The sequence below is a fragment of the Cytobacillus sp. MT66 genome (assembly GCF_058792595.1).
Genome location: NZ_JBXAFB010000011.1, coordinates 21580 through 40505, shown reverse-complemented (window position 1 = coordinate 40505; position 18926 = coordinate 21580). Strand labels below are relative to the sequence as shown.

Sequence of the window (18926 nt, the reverse complement as noted above, 5' to 3'; positions counted from 1 at the left end):
GCCCGCGGAAAGCGAAGTGCCTGGAGCGGAAATCAACAACTAATTTTAATACACCCTATTTTTTCAAAGTCTCTTTCATCTACAAGAAAGATTTTCGCATTTTTTGGGAAGAATAGAAAGGACTTCAAGAAAAAAAGGATGATGAAAATGAGATTTGGCGATAAAGGGCTGGATATACAAAAGGGAGAAAACAAGATTTTTGGTGTGGATTTTCATGATTTTCTCCAAAAAGAGCAAAGTTCTAATATGGTTGAGCTAGCTTCAGAATTCGGCCTGTCTGTAAGGGATATAAGGAAGCTGAAAAAACATTTGGAACGTTCTTAGAAATACCTATTGACATTATTCGAGTTGATTCGTATCATTATATAAATATAAAAGGCAAATAGTATCCGATGATGAAGAAGAGTAGTTAAGCCCCACATGGAAAGAGAAGAAATGCCTTGGGCTGAAAGCATTTCTGCATGATGATTTAATGAAAGAACACTTCGTAGGATCCTCTCTGAAAAAAGCAAGCTTTTAGTAGGAGACGGACGTTTACAGGCGTTAACTGTCAAAGAGGAGGATTACGTTTTTTCACTGATGGATTTTATCCGCAGCAGAATAATCCTCAACTAGGGTGGCACCACGGGAAAAATATCAAGCTCTCGTCCCTTGTATTGTATACAAGGAACGAGAGCTTTTTTATGTTTTTACATAAAGTTGCAATAGGAGGAAAGAAAATGGCGTCTATTCGAATACCAAGGGGAACGCAGGACATTCTCCCTGGAGAAGTAGAAAAATGGCAGCTTATCGAAGAAACAGCGAGAAAAATTTGCGCGAAATTTCAATACAAAGAAATCAGAACACCGATTTTTGAGCATACAGAGCTATTTCTGCGCAGTGTCGGTGATACAACAGACATCGTCCAAAAAGAAATGTATACATTTGAGGACCGCGGCGAACGCAGTCTGACATTACGCCCGGAAGGAACAGCAGCGGTTGTTCGCTCCTTTGTCGAAAATAAAATGTACGGTGATGCGAATCAGCCTGTAAAGCTTTATTATATGGGGCCAATGTTCCGTTATGAACGCCCGCAGGCAGGAAGATACCGCCAATTTGTTCAGTTTGGCGTTGAAGCGATTGGAAGTTCTGATCCAGCCATTGATGCGGAAGTTATCTCCTTAGCAATGTCTCTATACAAAGAGATGGGCTTAAAGAAATTAAAGCTTGTCATTAACAGCTTAGGAGATAAGGAGAGCCGCAATGCACATCGTGAAGCCTTGGTTAACCACTTCAAACCAAGAATTGGCGAGTTCTGTTCTGATTGTCAAAGCAGACTGGAAAAAAATCCAATGCGCATACTCGACTGTAAACAGGATCGTGACCATGAGCTGATGAAAACGGCACCATCCATTATTGATTACCTAAATGAGGAGTCAAAGAATTATTTTGAAAAGGTGCAGAAATACCTTAATGATCTTGACATCCCTTTTGTAGTCGATTCTAATCTTGTACGCGGCCTCGACTATTACAACCACACAGCCTTTGAAATTATGAGTGATGCGGAAGGCTTCGGCGCGATTACGACCCTTTGCGGAGGTGGCCGCTACAATGGATTAACCGAAGAAATTGGCGGTCCGGAAGCACCTGGAATTGGTTTTGCTATGAGTATAGAGCGCTTTATTGCTGCATTGAACGCTGAACAGGTTGAACTGGAGCTTGGCAATCAGCTTGACTGCTATCTTGTATCTTTAGGCGATGAAGCTAAGGATTACACAGTCGGCCTGCTGCAAAAGCTGCGTTTGGCAGGCTATTCTGCTGAAAGAGACTACCTTGATCGAAAAATTAAAGCCCAGTTCAAAGCAGCTGATCGACTGCATGCCAAGTATGTCGCTGTTTTAGGCGAAGATGAACTGAAAGCAAATAAAATTAATCTTAAATTTATGGAAACTGGAGAACAAATGGAAGTCAATCTTGATCAATTTATTGAAAAGTTCTCAGAGTTAAACAATCGGGAGGAATAAACATGTTTGGGAGAACCTACTTCTGCGGGGAAGTGACAGAAGCCGCTATCGGTGAAAAGGTAACGTTAAAAGGCTGGGTGCAAAGACGACGTGATTTAGGAGGAGTCATCTTTGTTGATCTTCGTGACCGCACTGGAATCATTCAGGTCGTTTTTAATCCAGAGATTTCAAAGGAAGCACTGGAGATTGCTGACAAAATAAGAAGTGAATATGTAATTGACATCCAGGGTGAAGTTGTAGCCCGTCAGGAAGGAACTTTTAACGAAAATCTTAAAACAGGCCGTATTGAAATTTTTGCTGAAAAAATTACGATTATAAATGAAGCAAAAACACCGCCATTCATGATTGAAGATAAAACAGACGTTTCAGAAGATGTTCGTCTTAAATACCGTTATATGGACCTAAGAAGACCAGTGATGTTTGAAACATTAAAAATGCGTCACCAGGTAACAAAAACGATCAGGGACTTTCTTGATGGCGAAGGCTTTCTTGATGTTGAAACACCAATCTTAACAAAGAGCACGCCAGAAGGTGCACGTGATTATCTTGTTCCAAGCCGTGTTCACCCAGGAGAATTCTATGCATTGCCGCAATCACCGCAAATTTTTAAACAGCTATTAATGGTTTCAGGATTTGAGCGCTATTACCAGATTGCCCGCTGTTTCCGTGATGAGGACCTGCGTGCAGACCGCCAGCCTGAATTTACACAAGTCGATATTGAAATGAGCTTTTTAAGCCAGGAAGATATTATGGGCATGATGGAAAGAATGATGGGAAAAGTCATGAAAGAAGTAAAAGGGATAGAGGTGCAAACTCCATTCCCTCGCTTAACCTATCAGGAAGCTATGGACCGGTATGGTTCAGATAAGCCTGATACAAGATTTGATATGGAGCTGACAGATGTATCTGAAATCGTTAAGGATTCAAGCTTCAAGGTATTCGCAGGTGCTGTGTCTTCAGGAGGACAAGTAAAGGCCATCAATGTGAAGCAGGGTGGGGAGAAATATTCAAGAAAGGATATTGATGCCTTAACTGAATTTGCTGCTGTCTATGGTGCAAAAGGCCTTGCCTGGCTAAAAGCTGAAGAGGATGGACTAAAAGGACCGATTGCCAAGTTCATTACGGAAGACGAGCAAAAGGCATTTACTTCCGTGCTATCTGCAGAAAAAGGCGATTTACTGTTGTTTGTTGCCGATAAGAAAAATGTGGTTGCCGATTCTCTTGGCGCACTGCGCCTTAAGCTTGGAAAAGAACTTGACCTTATTGATCAGAGCAAGTTTAATTTCCTTTGGGTAACGGATTGGCCATTGCTTGAGTATGACGATGAAGCGGGACGTTATTTTGCTGCCCACCATCCGTTTACAATGCCTGTAAGAGAAGACTTGCCGCTGCTTGAAACAGATCCATCCAAAGTGAAAGCACAAGCCTATGACATTGTGTTAAATGGCTATGAGCTTGGCGGCGGATCTTTGCGTATTTTTGAGAAGAATGTTCAGGAAAAAATGTTCAAAGCCCTCGGCTTCTCTAAAGAAGAGGCATATGAACAATTTGGCTTCTTGCTAGACGCTTTTGAATACGGAACACCTCCGCATGGCGGAATTGCTTTGGGTCTAGACCGTTTTGTTATGCTGCTGGCTGGAAGAACGAATCTTCGCGACACGATTGCCTTTCCTAAAACAGCAAGTGCAAGCGACCTGTTAACGGACGCTCCTGGAGAGGTCAGCGAAGCACAGCTAAATGAACTAAATTTAAAATTAAAAATGGCTAAGAAATAAATAAGCAGGATAAAAGGGGCAGCACTGGCTGCTCCTTTTATATTAAAAAGGTATATTTTTCCTATTCTTATTTTATTGAAAGCGTTAACATCCTGTGATAAAATACAATTAATTCAGAAAGAGTCCTGATGTGTTCGTTGTGTAACCTGAAGTTTGACCGAACACATTTCCTTCGGGAGTCTCGAGTTTCAATGCAGCGTACATGCCCCTATGGATGGGGGACTTACAAAAGCATGAACAGGACACCCACCTGCTGAGTGCGGGTTCAAACGAAGGCATCCTAAAGCGACGGCACGATTGGGACTCTTTCCCATACATACGTTTAATCAATCCATACTAAATTAGTATGGATTTTTTGTTTTTACTATGCATTTTGACAAAAAAGTATGATATATTCGTTAACGGGAAAAAGATAAAGAAATGAATTGATAAAGTTTGGAGCTGAGATAGATGTTGCATCAATTTTCAAGAAATGAGCTTGCGATTGGCACAGAGGGATTAGACATCATGAAAAACAGTACCGTCGCTGTGCTTGGGGTCGGCGGTGTCGGTACCTTTGCAGCAGAGGCGCTTGCTAGATCTGGTGTAGGAAAGCTGGTTCTTATAGACAAAGATGATGTAGATATTACGAATGTGAACCGGCAAATTATTGCGTTGCTGTCAACCGTTGGTCAGCCAAAAGCGGATTTAATGAAAGAAAGAATTAAGGATATCAACCCTGAATGTGAAGTGGTTGCTCTGAAGATGTTCTACACAGAAGAAACATATGAGGAAATTTTTGCTCATAAACTCGATTTTGTTGTAGATGCGTCAGATACGATTATTTACAAGATCCATTTAATGAAGGAATGCTTGAAAAGAAATATTCCAATGATTTCAAGTATGGGAGCGGCTAATAAAACAGATCCTACCCGTTTCCGGATTGCAGATATTTCAAAAACCCATACAGATCCGATTGCCAAAGTGATTCGCACACGCTTGAAAAAGGATGGAATCCGTAAGGGGATACCGGTTGTCTTCTCTGATGAAAGCCCGATAGTGATTCGCGAAGATGTCCGCAAGGTAGTTGGAAAAGACGATGCAGAAATCCGCAAAGCTAAAATGCCGCCGTCCTCCAATGCCTACTGCCCATCCGTGGCTGGTCTCATCATGGCAAGCTACGTCGTCAATAACCTGCTAAAGGACATCAAAATTACACGAGTCAGCGACGAAAATAAATAACAAACAGCAGTAGCAGTTTAACGCTTTAAAGGAATGGGGGTCAGTCCCCCGCTGCTTTAAAGCGCCGGGGGACTGACCCCCATCGCGTTAGAGTGGTAAAGTATTACTATTTTTGCAAATTGGCATAGATTCCTGCCAAGGCCTGTTCAAATTTGCCTGTTTTCTTTGGCTGGTAATAGATTTTGTTTTTGATCCGGTCCGGCAGGTATTGCTGTTTGACCCAGCCTGATTCATAGTCATGCGGATATTTATAGTCGATTCCTCTGCCGAGCTCTTTCGCACCTTTGTAGTGGGCATCTTTTAAATGATCCGGCACTTCGCCGCTAATTCCAGTGCGGATATCTGCAATAGCCGAGTCAATGGCCATAATAGCCGAGTTTGATTTAGGCAGCAGACAAAGCTCAATCACCGCATTGGCAAGCGGAATTCTTGCTTCCGGAAAGCCCAGTCTTTCTGCGGTCTCTATGGCAGCGAGTGTTCTGGCACCAGCTTGCGGTGAAGCTAGTCCAACATCCTCATAAGCAATGACAATGAGGCGCCTGCTGATACTCTGCAGATCTCCTGCTTCTATTAATCTTCCTAAGTAATGCAGGGCAGCATTCACGTCACTTCCGCGGATAGACTTTTGAAAGGCAGAAATCACATCATAATGTCCATCCCCATCTTTATCATAGGTCAGGCTTTTTCTTTGAATGCATTCTTCTGCCGTCTGTAAATCAATTTGTATGATCCCTGCTTCATCAGGCTCTGTCGACAAAGCGGCGAGCTCCAAAGCATTCAACGAGCTTCTAACATCTCCATTTGATGCTGTTGCTAAATGGGTAAGAGCTTCGTCTGAAATGTTAATATTTTTTTCGCCAAGACCGCGTTCTTCATCCTCAATTGCCCTCTTTAGAGCCTTTTTAATATCTTCAACAGCCAAAGGCTTCAATTCAAATATCTGGCATCGGCTTCTGATTGCCGGATTGATGGCATGATAGGGATTGCTTGTTGTTGCCCCAATCATTGTAATCATCCCATTTTCTAAATAAGGCAAAAGAAAATCCTGCTTAGCCTTATCAAGACGATGTACCTCGTCTAATAAAAGAATGACCTTTCCAGACATTTTTGCCTCGGCTGCGACAACTTCCATATCCTTTTTATTATTGGTTACCGCGTTTAAAGTCCGAAATGCATAACGGGTGCTTCCGGCAATCGCGCTGGCAATCGATGTTTTTCCGATACCTGGGGGTCCATATAGTATCATGGATGAAAGCTGTTTTGCCTTTACCATTCGGCTGATAATTTTTCCTTCTGCTACTAGATGCTCCTGCCCGATAATCTCTTCAATAGTCCGAGGCCGCATCCGGTAGGCTAATGGTTTTATGCTCAAATCAATCACTCCAGTAGCTGACACATTATTCATTAAACATACCATAAATAAAGTATGGACTAAATGATTTATCCTTGGCAAATATGCTATAATTACAAAAGTCTATCTAAATACTAAGAATATGCCTATGGCGGGGAGAAAAGGCAAATGAATAATAAAATAAGCGGGCAGATAGGTGCAAGATTTTTTGTCTTTGTCATTGGCTTGCTGCTGATGAGTCTTGGCATCGTATTACTGATTGTTGCGGATTTAGGGGTTTCACCTTGGGATGTCCTTCACGTTGGACTATATTATCAGCTTGGTCTGACTATAGGAAGCTGGTCCATTATTGTTGGGTTGGCCATATTAACTGCTTCCTCGCTGATCCTGAAGGAATTCCCGAAAATGGGAGCCTTTTTAAATATGATTCTTATTGGCTTATTTATGGATTTTTATCTATGGCTGCCTTTTATGCAAACACCTTCGTCATTAATTGGCAAGCTGGTTATGTTTCTTTCTGGTTTAGTCATTTGCTGCTATGGCATGGGGACTTACATATCAGCCCAGTTTGGTGCAGGTCCCAGAGATAGTCTGATGATTGCCTTAACATCGAAAACAGGCTGGAAGATCGGCCATGTCAGAGGCGTAATGGAAATTGTTGTTTTGATTATTGGATGGCTGCTTGGCGGCCCTGTTTTTTGGGGAACAGTGATTATCGGTTTACTGCTTGGGCCAATTGCCGGGGTTGCTATACCGCAATGCAAGGCGTTAACAGAGCGATTTTTATCAAGGATGAAAAAGAGAAAGGATATCCTTGTTATCAATGAAAAAGATAGAGGTGTCAGTTCATGAAAATTTCGACTAAGGGCCGCTATGGCTTAACAATTATGATGGAACTAGCAAAGAAATATGGAGAGGGTCCAATTTCCTTAAAATCAATTGCCCAGATGAATGACCTTTCTGAGCATTATCTAGAGCAGTTAATCGCGCCATTACGGAATGCTGGCTTGGTAAAAAGCATTCGTGGAGCGTATGGCGGCTATATTTTAGGTGAGAGCCCTGAAAAAATCACGGCTGGAGATATTATCCGCGTCCTTGAAGGGCCCATTAGCCCAGTGGAAGGAATTGAAAATGAAGAGCCTGCAAAAAAACATCTATGGATGAGAATCCGCGATGCAGTAAAAGAGGTTTTAGATGGAACCACCCTAGAAGACCTTGCCAATTATGCGGATGATGGCTCAACAGAGGGTTATATGTTCTATATTTAGGCATTACTAGAAGTAGAGATAAAAATAAAGAAGGTGAATCAGATGGAGAGAATTTATGTTGACCATGCGGCAACATCTCCCATGCACCCAAACGTCATCGAAAAAATGACAGAGGTAATGAAAACTGAATTCGGGAACCCGTCAAGCATTCATTCTTTCGGAAGAAGTGCCCGTCACATTGTTGATGAGGGCAGAGCAGCTATTGCCAAAAGCATTGGTGCCGAGGTGAATGAAATTATTTTTACAAGCGGGGGCACCGAAGCTGACAACCATGCAATTTTTGGCACAGCAGAAGCTAGCAAGCAGCATGGCAGACATATTATTACAACACAAATTGAACACCATGCCGTCCTTCACGCATGCCAGGAGCTTGAAAAGCAAGGCTTTGAGGTTACTTATCTGCCTGTAGATGATAAAGGACGGATTTCAGCTGAAGCTGTAAAAAACGCGCTTAGAGATGATACCATCCTTGTGACTGTTATGTATGGCAATAACGAGGTCGGTACGATTCAGCCAATAAAGGAAATTGGTCAGATTTTGGCTGACCATCAGGCAGTTTTTCACACGGATGCAGTTCAGGCTTTTGGGCTGGAAAAAATAAATGTAAAGGAACTGGGCATCGATTTGATGTCCATTTCTGCCCATAAAATAAACGGTCCAAAAGGAATCGGGTTTTTATTTGCCAATAAAGACATCACGCTGTACTCGCGCATGTTCGGCGGTGAGCAGGAGAGAAAAAGACGGGCAGGCACTGAAAATGTTCCTTCCATTGCAGGCTTAAGACAAGCTGTGGAAATAGCACAGAGCGAAATGGAAAAAAGGGTGAGCACCTATAAAGAATATAAATCAGCTTTCATGAAGAAGCTCACAGATCATGGTGTTAAATATAGCCAAAACGGATCGCTTGATTATTCTTTGCCGCATGTTTTAAACTTAAGCTTTCCAGGAACAAATGTGGAGGCAATGCTTGTTAATTTGGATTTAGCCAAAATTGCGGCATCCAGTGGTTCAGCATGCACAGCTGGCTCTATTGACCCCTCTCATGTGCTTGTCGCCATGTACGGAAAAAACGACGAGCGCCTGCAGAATTCCATTAGGTTCAGCTTCGGAATTACCAACACCCTGGAGCAAATCGAAAAGGCTGCTGAAGAAACAAGCAAAATCGTCCATCGTTTAACGCGTTAAACGATTGGGGGCCTGACCCCCATTGCGGTGATGCGTTAAACCGCTGGGGGCCTGACCCCCGGTACGTTAAAGTGTTAAAGAATTTTTTGTTTAGAAATGTGGTGATATAGATGAAGAAGGATCCTAAGGATACGCGTGTGGTTGTGGGAATGTCCGGTGGTGTTGATTCTTCTGTTGCTGCGCTTTTGTTAAAGGAACAGGGGTATGATGTCATCGGGATTTTCATGAAGAACTGGGATGATACTGACGAAAATGGCGTTTGTACAGCGACAGAAGACTATAATGATGTCATCCGCGTGTGCAACCAGATCGGCATCCCGTACTACGCCGTTAACTTTGAAAAACAATACTGGGATAAGGTGTTTACCTATTTCCTGGATGAATATAAAGCAGGCAGAACGCCGAATCCTGATGTCATGTGCAATAAGGAAATTAAATTCAAAGCCTTTTTAGAGCATGCCATGCAGCTTGGCGCAGACTATTTGGCAACAGGCCACTATGCCCAAGTTGCCTATCGCGACGGAGAATACAAAATGCTCCGCGGTGTCGATGAAAATAAGGACCAAACCTATTTTCTTAACCAATTGGGCCAGGATCAGCTTGAAAAAGTCATGTTCCCGATTGGGGATATCGAAAAAGCAAAAGTGCGTGAAATCGCCCTAAAAGCCGGATTGGCTACAGCTTCGAAAAAAGACAGTACAGGTATTTGCTTTATCGGCGAACGAAACTTCAAGGAATTCTTAAGCGGCTATCTTCCAGCACAGCCTGGCAATATGGTTACCTTTGACGGCAAGGTGATGGGGAAACATGACGGTCTGATGTATTATACAATTGGACAGCGTCATGGCCTAGGCATCGGCGGCTCAGGAGAACCATGGTTTGTGATTGGAAAAGACCTTAAGAAGAATCTCCTTTACGTCGGACAAGGCTTCCACCATGACAAGCTTTACTCCGATTCCATTACAGCAGTCAATGTAAGCTGGGTATCCAAAAAAGAAAAACCGGCATCGTTTGAGTGTACGGCTAAATTTAGGTACCGTCAGCCTGATAATAAAGTGACCGTTGAACTAATGGAAGATAACAAAGCAAAGGTAATCTTCCACCAGCCGATCAGAGCGGTCACACCAGGGCAGGCCGTTGTTTTCTATAATGGCGATGAATGCCTTGGCGGCGGAACGATCGACGAAATTTACAAAAATGAAAAGCGGCTAGATTATGTGGGGTAAATAGGAGTGGGGACTGTCTAAGTGGAAACACATTGGACAGTCCTCTTTTTTTTCATAGAAGCATGAATATGGTATACTTTTTTGAGAGAAATGGAGTGTTGTCATTGGATAAAAACCAGTTAGGTATTCAATATATGCAAGAAGGAAAATGGGAGGACGCTGCGAAAGTATTTATGGAAGCGATCGAGGATAATCCGCAAGACCCTACCTCTTATATTAACTTTGGAAATGTCTTAACAGTAGTAGGAGAGACTGAAAAGGCACTGAAATTTTACCAGAAAGCCATTGAGCTTGATGAGAATGCTGCCGCTGCTTATTATAGTGCGGGCAGCCTTTATTACGAACTTCAAGCATTTGAACAAGCAAAAACCATGTTTGAAACAGCACTGAAAAAAGGATTAAATAACGGCGATACTTTTTTCATGCTTGGTATGACGCTAGCTGCTCTTGATCAGCAGAAATTTGCCCTTCCTTATTTGCAGCGCAGCACGGAATTAAATCAGGAAGATGCACAAGCGCAATTCCAGTATGGATTATGCCTAGCCAAGCTTAATTTTATAGATGAATCAATTTCCCAATTAGAAAGATGTCTTGAAATAGATCCGTCTCATGCGGATGCCTGCTATAATCTTGGCGTTGCCTATGGCTTTAAAGAGGATGAGAAAAAGGCGCTGGCATACTTTGAAAAAACATTGGAAATTCAGCCGGATCATCTACTTGCAGGCTATGGCAAAAAAATGATTGAGGAAGCGAAAGAACAATAAATCTGTTTTGACCGGAAGGAGGCGAGAATGATGGAGAGGCAGGATGTTCAGGGTTCTCTTGAACTTTTTTCAGAACAAGAAAAGAAATATGTCAAGGGCAGGCCGATTGTGACGATTTTTCACAATGAGCAAAATTTGTATACGGTTATACGGATTCGTGTGGATGAAACCAATCATGTTTATGAGGAAAAAGAAGCGGTCGTCACCGGCTATTTTCCAAAAGTGTATGAACAGGAAACCTATATTTTCTATGGAGAATTCAAGGAACATCCGAAATTTGGCCTTCAGCTTCATGCCAGTCATTATCGCAAAGATATTCCGCAAACAAAACAGGGCGTAATTAGCTATCTATCCAGTGAGCTTTTTAAAGGCATCGGGAAAAAAACAGCTGAAAGTATTGTTGAAGTCCTAGGGGAAAATGCTATTACGAAAATCTTGAATGAACCTTCTTTGCTTGATAGCATCCCGCGTCTGCCGCCAGATAAGGCAAAGTCCTTGTACGATACACTTATGGAGCACCAAGGACTCGAGCAGGCGATGATTGCCCTAAACCAATACGGGTTTGGCCCTCAGCTATCAATGAGAATTTATCAGGTTTATAAAGAAACAACCATTGATGTGATCCAAAACAATCCCTATAAATTGGTTGAGGATGTGGAAGGGATAGGTTTTGCCAGGGCGGATGAGCTCGGCTATCAGCTGGGGATTTCAGGGAATCATCCAGATCGGATCAGGGCAGCCAGTCTTTATGTTTTAGAGACGGAGTCGATGCAGGCTGGCCATGTTTATGTGGAAGCAAAAGACCTCCTGCAAAGGACAAAAGGGCTTTTGGAGGAAAACAAACGGGATCAGATTGAATTTGCTGATATTTCCAATGAAATCGTGAAGCTTGGCGAAGAGGGCAAAATCATTGTGGAAGAAAGAAAATTATATTTGCCCTCTCTTTATTTTTCCGAAAAAGGGCTTGTGACTAATATCAAACGCCTCTTAAAGCAGACAGAATATGAGGATCAATTTCCTGAATCGGAATTTTTGCTTGCGCTCGGGAAGCTGGAAGAACGGATAAAAGTACAGTATGCTCCCTCGCAAAAAGATGCTATTCAAACAGCATTAATGTCTCCAATGCTTATTTTAACCGGGGGGCCAGGAACAGGAAAGACAACCGTAATTAAGGGGATTGTTGAGCTTTATGCCGAGTTGCATGGCTGTTCCTTGAATCCTAAAGATTATAAAAAGGAAGAACCTTTTCCATTTTTGCTGGCGGCTCCTACGGGAAGAGCGGCAAAAAGAATGGCGGAATCCACTGGTTTACCTGCCGTTACGATCCATAGACTGCTTGGGTGGAATGGTACAGAAGGCTTTGATCACCATGAGGAAAATCCTTTAGAGGGAAAAATATTAATTGTAGACGAAACATCGATGGTTGATATTTGGCTGGCAAACCAATTATTTAAAGCTTTGCCTGATCATATTCAGGTGATTTTAGTGGGAGATGAAGATCAGCTTCCATCCGTGGGGCCAGGACAGGTTCTAAAAGACCTGCTAAGATCGGAACGTGTTCCTACTGTCAGGCTGACGGACATTTACCGCCAGGCAGAGGGGTCTTCAATTATTGAATTAGCCCATGAAATGAAAAAAGGCAAGCTCCCTGTTAATATCACTGCCCAGCAGGCTGACCGTTCATTTATAAGATGCACCCAGGCACAAATTCCAGCCGTTGTTGAGCAGGTTGTTTCAAATGCTAAAAGAAAAGGGTATACGGCAAAGGATATCCAGGTGCTGGCACCGATGTATAAAGGTCCCGCAGGCATTGATAAATTAAATGAAATCTTACAGGAAATTTTTAACGCAAATCCTGATGGAACACGGAAGGAAATCGCGTTTGGCGATATCAAATATCGCATTGGTGATAAGGTCCTCCAGCTTGTTAACCAGCCGGAAAACCATGTGTTTAATGGAGACATGGGCGAGATTGTATCCATTTTTTATGCGAAGGAAAATACGGAAAAACAGGATATGATTATCGTTTCGTTCGATGGGATTGAAGCCACCTATACGCGGCAGGATTTAAATCAGATTACCCTGGCCTATTGCTGTTCAGTGCACAAATCCCAGGGCAGTGAGTTTCCTATTGTTATCTTGCCCGTTGTCAGAAGCTATTATCGCATGCTGCGAAGAAATTTGCTGTATACCGCCATTACCCGAAGCCGGCAATTTTTAATCCTGTGCGGGGAAGAGGATGCGCTAAGGACAGGTGTCTCTAGAGCCGATGATCATGCAAGGTTAACCAGCTTAACAGAAAGGCTGCAGGAAGCCATTTTTGATTCGAATTCGGCTGCTGTGGCCACAATAGATGAAAATTCATCTAAAGATGAAGCTGCTTTGGAAGAGACTGTAAAACAGCCTTTAAGCTATGAAGAAGAGCTCATGAAAGTCGACCCGTTAATTGGTATGGCAAATTTAACACCGTATGATTTTATGGAAACAGAAAAAAGCTAAAGGAGAGAACAGTCTAAATGAAGGCTGTTCTTTTTGTCTCTAAAGAAAAAATAGAGGGGTGCCGACAATGGGAAAATGGAATGAAGAAGCTGCACCAAACAATAATCTAAACCCAGCAGACCTCAAAAAGTCAAAATTCCTTGGTACAGCATCAAACCAGACCCACGAATTCTCCGAAGAACTAGCCGACGGCGGCGTAAGAAACGAAAGATTCAACAAGCCTCGCTACAATAAGCATTAACGCTTTAAAGCACCGGGGGACTGACCCCCAGCTTATTAACGCTTTAAAGCACCGGGGGACTGACCCCCAGCTTATTAACGCTTTAAAGCACCGGGGGACTGTCCCCCAGCTTATTAACGCTTTAAACCGCTGGGGGCCTGACCCCCAGCGCGGTGGTGGGCTAAAGGGGTATGTTTTCGGTGTAAAGACGCAAACTAAGGGTGTTCCGGAAAGGTGGGACAACTTTTGCGGACATTTTCTCTTCTTAAGGGTCTTCCGGTTATTGAGCTGAAGAGCGGGACGAAGATTGGCGATGTGTATGATTTGAATATTTCGGCGAGCGGAACCGTGAAGGGTTTGCTTGTCCGAAGGGGCGCATTGCTAAGGAAGTCCTTTCTCCTGGAAGTAAAGGATGTAAAATCATTTGGCTGGGATGGCATTATGGTTCAGGATCAATCCTTCATGAAGCCAATCAAAAAGCTTGATGAGTATACATTCGAAAGCCAGAATAGTTTGACCGGAAAATCAATTATGACTAGTGAAGGACAGCGGCTTGGTTTGCTTGATGATGTATATTTTCACGAAGAAGTGGGGACAATCGTAGGGTATGAACTATCGGATGGCTTCTTTTCAGATATGATGGAAGGAAAACGAGTAATTAAGACCGAGGTTCCCCCTGCTATTGGAAAGGACGCCATCATCGTAAACGTGAAAGAGTGAGGTGTCTTTTCCATGCTTAAATGTCCCAACTGCCAAAGCAAAGATATTGGAAAAATAGGAATCAGCCAGTACTATTGCTGGAACTGTTTTATTGAATTAACGATTTCCAAAGGTGTCATTAACACCCATCAGGTAGAAGAAGATGGAACATTAAGTTCACTTGATGATTTATTTGCAGAGGAAGAGCGGCGCTACCTCTCATAGAAAAATTTATCTACTACCAAAACTAGCGAGGTGGTCATATTGAATCGGATGTTGACCTCAGGCTTAGCATTTGCAGCGGGAATGGCAGCATATAATCTGCTGCAGAAAAATAATATGATGTCTGCAAAACAAATGAAAAAAATGCAAAAACGCATAACCAAAATGTTTTAACACTATTGCGCTAAATCCAGGGCTAACGCAAAAGCTTGCGTTGGCCCTTTACATACCAAAAATAGAATAAATTTTCCGCTGCATACTCACAATACTTGTGAGGAGGGAAAAAAACGTGTGGATATTCGGCTAAAATGGTATTATCGTCTAGGTTTTCTCCTTCTCTTATTTATTGTCCTATTTGTCTTTCTTAAGCTTCAGCAACTGTGGATGCCGGTATTAAAGGTAATATTAGCTGTTTTATTTCCTTTTATTATTGCAGCCTTTATTACATATTTGCTTCATCCTCTCATAGAGAAATTAAACGACAGCGGACTTCATAAAGGTGTTGCTGTGTTCGGCATTTATATCCTTTTTTTTGGCAGTTTAGGTTTTGCCTTTTATAAAGGGGTACCTGCATTCATCCATCAGCTTAAGGATTTATCGGAAAATGCACCAGTTTTTGCTGATCAATACCGAGGATGGATTCAGCTCATTCAAGAAAAAACCTCTACATGGCCAGAAGGGCTGCAAACAAGGATTGATGAAGGCATTGCAGCGATGGAAGCCTATATTGATAAAATTTTTACGAAAAGTGTTAATATATTGATGGGGATTTTAAATGACCTGATCATCATCGCACTTATTCCGTTTATCTCCTTTTATATGCTGAAGGATTATGATTTAATCAAAAAAACTGCCTGGTATTTAACGCCGAGAAGATGGAGACAGGAAGGAATTCTATTCTTAAAAGATGTTGATAAATCTCTTGGGAGCTATATTAGAGGGCAGCTTCTGGTATGTGTAGCAATCGGAACAATCTCATCATGCCTTTTTTGGATTTTTGATATGAAGTATCCGCTATTGCTTGGATTTATTATCGGGCTGACGAATGTGATTCCGTATTTTGGGCCTGTTATCGGCGCTATTCCAGCTGTCATTATTGCCTCTACAATCTCGATAAAAATGGTCATTATTGTTGTGGTTATTGTTGTTATTCTGCAATTTCTCGAAGGAAACATTCTGTCTCCGCTCATCGTTGGAAAAAGCCTGGATATGCATCCGCTGATCATTATGTTTGCCTTGCTAGCGGGAGGGGAAGCAGGCGGAGTCGTTGGGCTGATCATTGCTGTACCTATCCTAGCGGTTATTAAGGTAAGCCTTGTCCATGCAAAATCACATTTTGGAAAAAGGCCAAACCCTAAATTCTCCAGGACGTAATTGAAATATTGACAAACCATATTTTATATCGCTATAATGCGACTATACCAAATATATAAGAAACATGAAGAAGGAACGAGTATGTTATAGTCCATCTACAGAAAGGGAGCTCCAAGGCTGAAAGAACTCCCAGATGAAGGATAACAGAAAGCTAATCCAGAGTGCAGCTAATCCCTGCCGTTATCCGCGTTAAGGAGTATTGAGATAAAAAGCTAAAAAGCAGCAATACGCTTACGCTTTTTAATCAGGGTGGTACCGCGAGCAAGCTCTCGTCCCTGTCCAGGGATTGGAGCTTTTTTTGTGCAAAAAAATAGTCCGCTGTAATGCTTTAAACCACCGGGGGTCAGGCCCCCGATATGGTAACGCATTAACGCGATGGGGGTCAGGCCCCCGGTGCGGTGATGTGTTAAAGTCATTAGAAAATAAATAGCTCGACAGGAGGAAGAACAATGAAACAATTATCTGGATCTGAGATCCGCCGTATGTTTTTAGAGTTTTTCAAGGAAAAAGGACATTCTATTGAACCAAGTGCACCACTTGTTCCGCATGATGACCCATCTCTTCTTTGGATTAACAGCGGAGTTGCAACGCTGAAAAAATATTTTGACGGTCGCGTGATTCCTGAAAATCCTAGAATTACAAACGCACAGAAATCAATCCGCACAAATGATATTGAGAACGTTGGAAAAACCGCGCGTCATCATACTTTTTTCGAAATGCTCGGCAACTTCTCTATTGGTGACTATTTCAAAAAAGAAGCGATTGAGTGGGCATGGGAATTCTTAACGGATGAAAAATGGATTGGCTTTGAAAAAGAGAAATTATCTGTTACCATCCACCCAGAAGACGAAGAAGCGTATGAGCTTTGGAAGAACGATATTGGCGTTCCAGAAGAAAGAATCATCCGCCTAGAAGGTAACTTCTGGGATATTGGTGAGGGCCCAAGCGGACCAAACACAGAAATTTTCTACGATCGCGGATCTGAATATGGAAATGATGAAAGCGACCCTGAATTATATCCAGGCGGGGAAAATGAACGTTACTTAGAGGTATGGAACCTTGTATTCTCAGAGTTCAACCATAACCCGGATGGAACATATACACCGCTTCCGAAAAAGAACATTGATACAGGGATGGGCCTTGAACGCATGGCATCTGTTGTGCAAAATGTGCCAACCAACTTTGATACAGATTTATTTATGCCGATTATCCGCGGAACAGAAGAAATCTCCGGTGAGAAATATGGTGCAAGCAAAGAAAAAGATGTGTCATTCAAGGTTATTGCCGACCATATCCGTACGGTTGCCTTTGCGATTGGTGATGGAGCACTTCCATCAAATGAGGGCCGCGGCTATGTATTGCGCCGTCTGCTCCGCCGTGCTGTCCGTTATGCAAAGCAAATTAATATCAACCGTCCTTTCATGTACGAGCTTGTCCCGGTTGTCGGAGAAATTATGCAGGATTTCTACCCGCAGGTGAAAGAAAAAGAGGATTTCATTCAAAAGGTTATCAAAAATGAAGAGGAACGATTCCATGAAACTCTTCATGAAGGCTTGGCAATTTTATCTGAAGTGATCAAGAAAGAAAAAGAAAAGGGCAATGATATTATCCCTGGAACAGATGTATTCCGCCTGTATGATACTTATGGTTTCCCTGTTGAATTAACCGAGGAATATGCGGAAGAAGAAGGCATGAAAATCGACCATGATGGCTTTGAAGTTGAAATGGAGCATCAGCGTGAACGTGCACGTGCTGCAAGACAGGACGTAGAATCCATGCAGGTACAGGGCGGTGTCCTAGGTGAAATTAAAGTCGAAAGTAAATTTGTCGGCTATGACACGCTTGAAGCCGATGCACAAATTGTCGCGATTGTTAAAAATGGTCAATTAATTGAAGAAGCAAAAGCAGGCGAGGAAGTTCAGCTTATCCTTGACCAGACACCATTCTATGCAGAAAGCGGCGGTCAGATTGCCGATAAAGGCTTGCTGACAGCCGACGGCCTAAAAGTATCCATTAAAGACGTGCAAAAGGCGCCAAATGGACAAAACCTTCATAATGTAACGGTGGAGGAAGGAACCTTAAATCTGAATGATCGCGTTCATGCTGCTGTTGATGAAAAAACGCGTTCAAGAATTATTAAAAATCATACAGCAACCCACTTGCTTCACCAGGCATTAAAGGATGTTCTTGGCAGACACGTAAACCAAGCTGGCTCTTTGGTAGAACCTGACCGTCTGCGCTTTGACTTTTCTCACTTTGGCCAGGTAACACAAGAGGAGCTCGAGAAGGTAGAAAGCATTGTCAATGAGAAAATCTGGAACAGCATGGATTTAAATATCGAGTACAAGGGTATTGATGAAGCTAAGGCGATGGGAGCAATGGCTCTTTTCGGTGAAAAATATGGAAAAATTGTTCGTGTCGTTCAGGTAGGAAGCTACAGCCTTGAGCTTTGCGGAGGCTGCCACGTCCCTAATACGTCGGCAATAGGACTGTTTAAGATTCAATCCGAAACAGGCATTGGTGCAGGCACTCGCCGAATTGAAGCAGTAACTGGAGAAGCTGCTTATCATGTTATGAATGAACAAATAGGCATTCTTAAAGAAGCTGCGGGCAAATTAAAAGCGAACCCTAAAGACCTTGCTGGAAGAGTGGATGCATTGCTTGGCGAAATAAAACATCTTCAAAGAGAAAATGAATCCTTAACAGCTAAGCTTGGCAATATTGAAGCAGGAAGTCTAGTTAACCAAGCTAAAGAGGTAAACGGGGTAACGCTCCTGACAGCAAAGGTATCTGCAGCAGATATGAACAACTTAAGAAATATGGCTGATGATTTGAAAAACAAGCTCGGATCTGCTGTTGTTGTTCTTGGCAGTGTCAACGAAGGCAAGGTGAACCTGATCGCAGGTGTAACCAAGGATTTGATTGAAAAAGGCTACCATGCAGGAAAAATTATTAAAGAAGTAGCATCACGCTGCGGCGGCGGCGGCGGGGGCCGTCCAGATATGGCACAAGCTGGCGGTAAGGATCCGGATAAATTAGAGGGTGCACTGAATTTTGTAGAAGAATGGGTAAAATCCGTTTGATATCATGGGAAAGTAGTGTAGAATAGTAGTAACATA

Annotated in this window: 17 protein-coding genes, 1 other RNA gene and 1 other annotated feature; of the genes, 17 read left to right on the top strand and 1 reads right to left on the bottom strand. The window is 42.6% G+C overall.

Translation table 11 applies throughout. The annotated features are described in order from the left end of the window. Nucleotides 1-147 precede the first annotated feature (147 nt). The 5 genes from AC1Q59_RS18220 (at nt 148) to AC1Q59_RS18200 (ending at nt 4999) form a co-directional block, all read left to right on the top strand. The gene (locus tag AC1Q59_RS18220; protein ID WP_492367284.1) at nt 148-324 is read left to right on the top strand and encodes a hypothetical protein; all 177 of its coding nucleotides are present in this window, start codon (nt 148-150) and stop codon (nt 322-324) included. Nucleotides 325-383: 59 nt separating this feature from the next. Then, nucleotides 384-655, top strand: a binding site (T-box leader). A 64-nt stretch (nt 656-719) separates the two neighbouring features. Further along, a complete protein-coding gene (hisS, locus tag AC1Q59_RS18215) occupies nt 720-2003 on the top strand; it encodes a histidine--tRNA ligase (RefSeq protein WP_492367283.1) in 1284 nt (427 codons plus the stop codon). 2 nt (nt 2004-2005) lie between these two features. Next, nucleotides 2006-3778, top strand: a complete 1773-nt coding sequence (gene aspS / locus AC1Q59_RS18210; RefSeq protein WP_492367282.1) for an aspartate--tRNA ligase — start codon at nt 2006-2008, stop codon at nt 3776-3778. Nucleotides 3779-3897: 119 nt separating this feature from the next. After that, nucleotides 3898-4086, top strand: a non-coding RNA gene (gene ssrS / locus AC1Q59_RS18205) — 6S RNA. A gap of 142 nt (nt 4087-4228) precedes the next feature. Beyond that, on the top strand, nt 4229-4999 hold the full coding sequence (locus AC1Q59_RS18200) for a tRNA threonylcarbamoyladenosine dehydratase (RefSeq protein ID WP_492367281.1): 771 nt from the start codon (nt 4229-4231) through the stop codon (nt 4997-4999). A gap of 106 nt (nt 5000-5105) precedes the next feature. On the opposite strand, the gene AC1Q59_RS18195 is transcribed toward AC1Q59_RS18200, so the two are convergent. Continuing rightward, a complete protein-coding gene (locus AC1Q59_RS18195) occupies nt 5106-6371 on the bottom strand; it encodes a replication-associated recombination protein A (RefSeq protein ID WP_492367280.1) in 1266 nt (421 codons plus the stop codon). Nucleotides 6372-6518: 147 nt separating this feature from the next. Here AC1Q59_RS18195 and AC1Q59_RS18190 point away from each other — a divergent pair, with 147 nt between their 5' ends. The 12 genes from AC1Q59_RS18190 (at nt 6519) to alaS (ending at nt 18890) form a co-directional block, all read left to right on the top strand. Beyond that, nucleotides 6519-7202 carry a YczE/YyaS/YitT family protein gene (locus AC1Q59_RS18190; protein WP_492367279.1) on the top strand — a complete coding sequence of 228 codons (684 nt, stop codon included), beginning with the start codon at nt 6519-6521 and terminating at the stop codon, nt 7200-7202. After that, a complete protein-coding gene (gene cymR, locus AC1Q59_RS18185; RefSeq protein WP_492367278.1) occupies nt 7199-7618 on the top strand; it encodes a cysteine metabolism transcriptional regulator CymR in 420 nt (139 codons plus the stop codon). The genes AC1Q59_RS18190 and cymR overlap by 4 nt, the downstream gene beginning before the upstream one ends. A gap of 42 nt (nt 7619-7660) precedes the next feature. Next, nucleotides 7661-8803 carry a cysteine desulfurase family protein gene (locus AC1Q59_RS18180; RefSeq protein ID WP_492367277.1) on the top strand — a complete coding sequence of 381 codons (1143 nt, stop codon included), beginning with the start codon at nt 7661-7663 and terminating at the stop codon, nt 8801-8803. A gap of 110 nt (nt 8804-8913) precedes the next feature. After that, nucleotides 8914-10029, top strand: coding sequence for a tRNA 2-thiouridine(34) synthase MnmA (gene mnmA, locus AC1Q59_RS18175; protein WP_492367276.1), 1116 nt, complete (start codon nt 8914-8916; stop codon nt 10027-10029). A gap of 104 nt (nt 10030-10133) precedes the next feature. Next, nucleotides 10134-10793, top strand: a complete 660-nt coding sequence (locus AC1Q59_RS18170; protein ID WP_492367275.1) for a tetratricopeptide repeat protein — start codon at nt 10134-10136, stop codon at nt 10791-10793. A gap of 30 nt (nt 10794-10823) precedes the next feature. Continuing rightward, nucleotides 10824-13292: an SF1B family DNA helicase RecD2 gene (gene recD2, locus AC1Q59_RS18165; RefSeq protein WP_492367384.1), complete on the top strand. Its 2469-nt coding sequence runs from the start codon at nt 10824-10826 to the stop codon at nt 13290-13292. A 67-nt stretch (nt 13293-13359) separates the two neighbouring features. Further along, nucleotides 13360-13533, top strand: a complete 174-nt coding sequence (locus tag AC1Q59_RS18160) for a hypothetical protein (protein WP_492367274.1) — start codon at nt 13360-13362, stop codon at nt 13531-13533. A gap of 225 nt (nt 13534-13758) precedes the next feature. Further along, the gene (locus AC1Q59_RS18155) at nt 13759-14232 is read left to right on the top strand and encodes a PRC-barrel domain-containing protein (protein WP_492367273.1); all 474 of its coding nucleotides are present in this window, start codon (nt 13759-13761) and stop codon (nt 14230-14232) included. A gap of 12 nt (nt 14233-14244) precedes the next feature. Beyond that, nucleotides 14245-14436, top strand: a complete 192-nt coding sequence (locus AC1Q59_RS18150) for a YrzR-like zinc ribbon domain (RefSeq protein WP_492367272.1) — start codon at nt 14245-14247, stop codon at nt 14434-14436. Nucleotides 14437-14484: 48 nt separating this feature from the next. After that, nucleotides 14485-14607, top strand: a complete 123-nt coding sequence (locus AC1Q59_RS18145) for a YrzQ family protein (RefSeq protein WP_492367383.1) — start codon at nt 14485-14487, stop codon at nt 14605-14607. A 117-nt stretch (nt 14608-14724) separates the two neighbouring features. Further along, nucleotides 14725-15807, top strand: coding sequence for an AI-2E family transporter (locus AC1Q59_RS18140; RefSeq protein ID WP_492367271.1), 1083 nt, complete (start codon nt 14725-14727; stop codon nt 15805-15807). Between the two features lie 449 nt (nt 15808-16256). After that, nucleotides 16257-18890 (top strand): alanine--tRNA ligase, encoded by a 2634-nt coding sequence (gene alaS / locus AC1Q59_RS18135; RefSeq protein WP_492367270.1) that lies wholly within the window; start codon nt 16257-16259, stop codon nt 18888-18890. Nucleotides 18891-18926 lie beyond the last annotated feature (36 nt).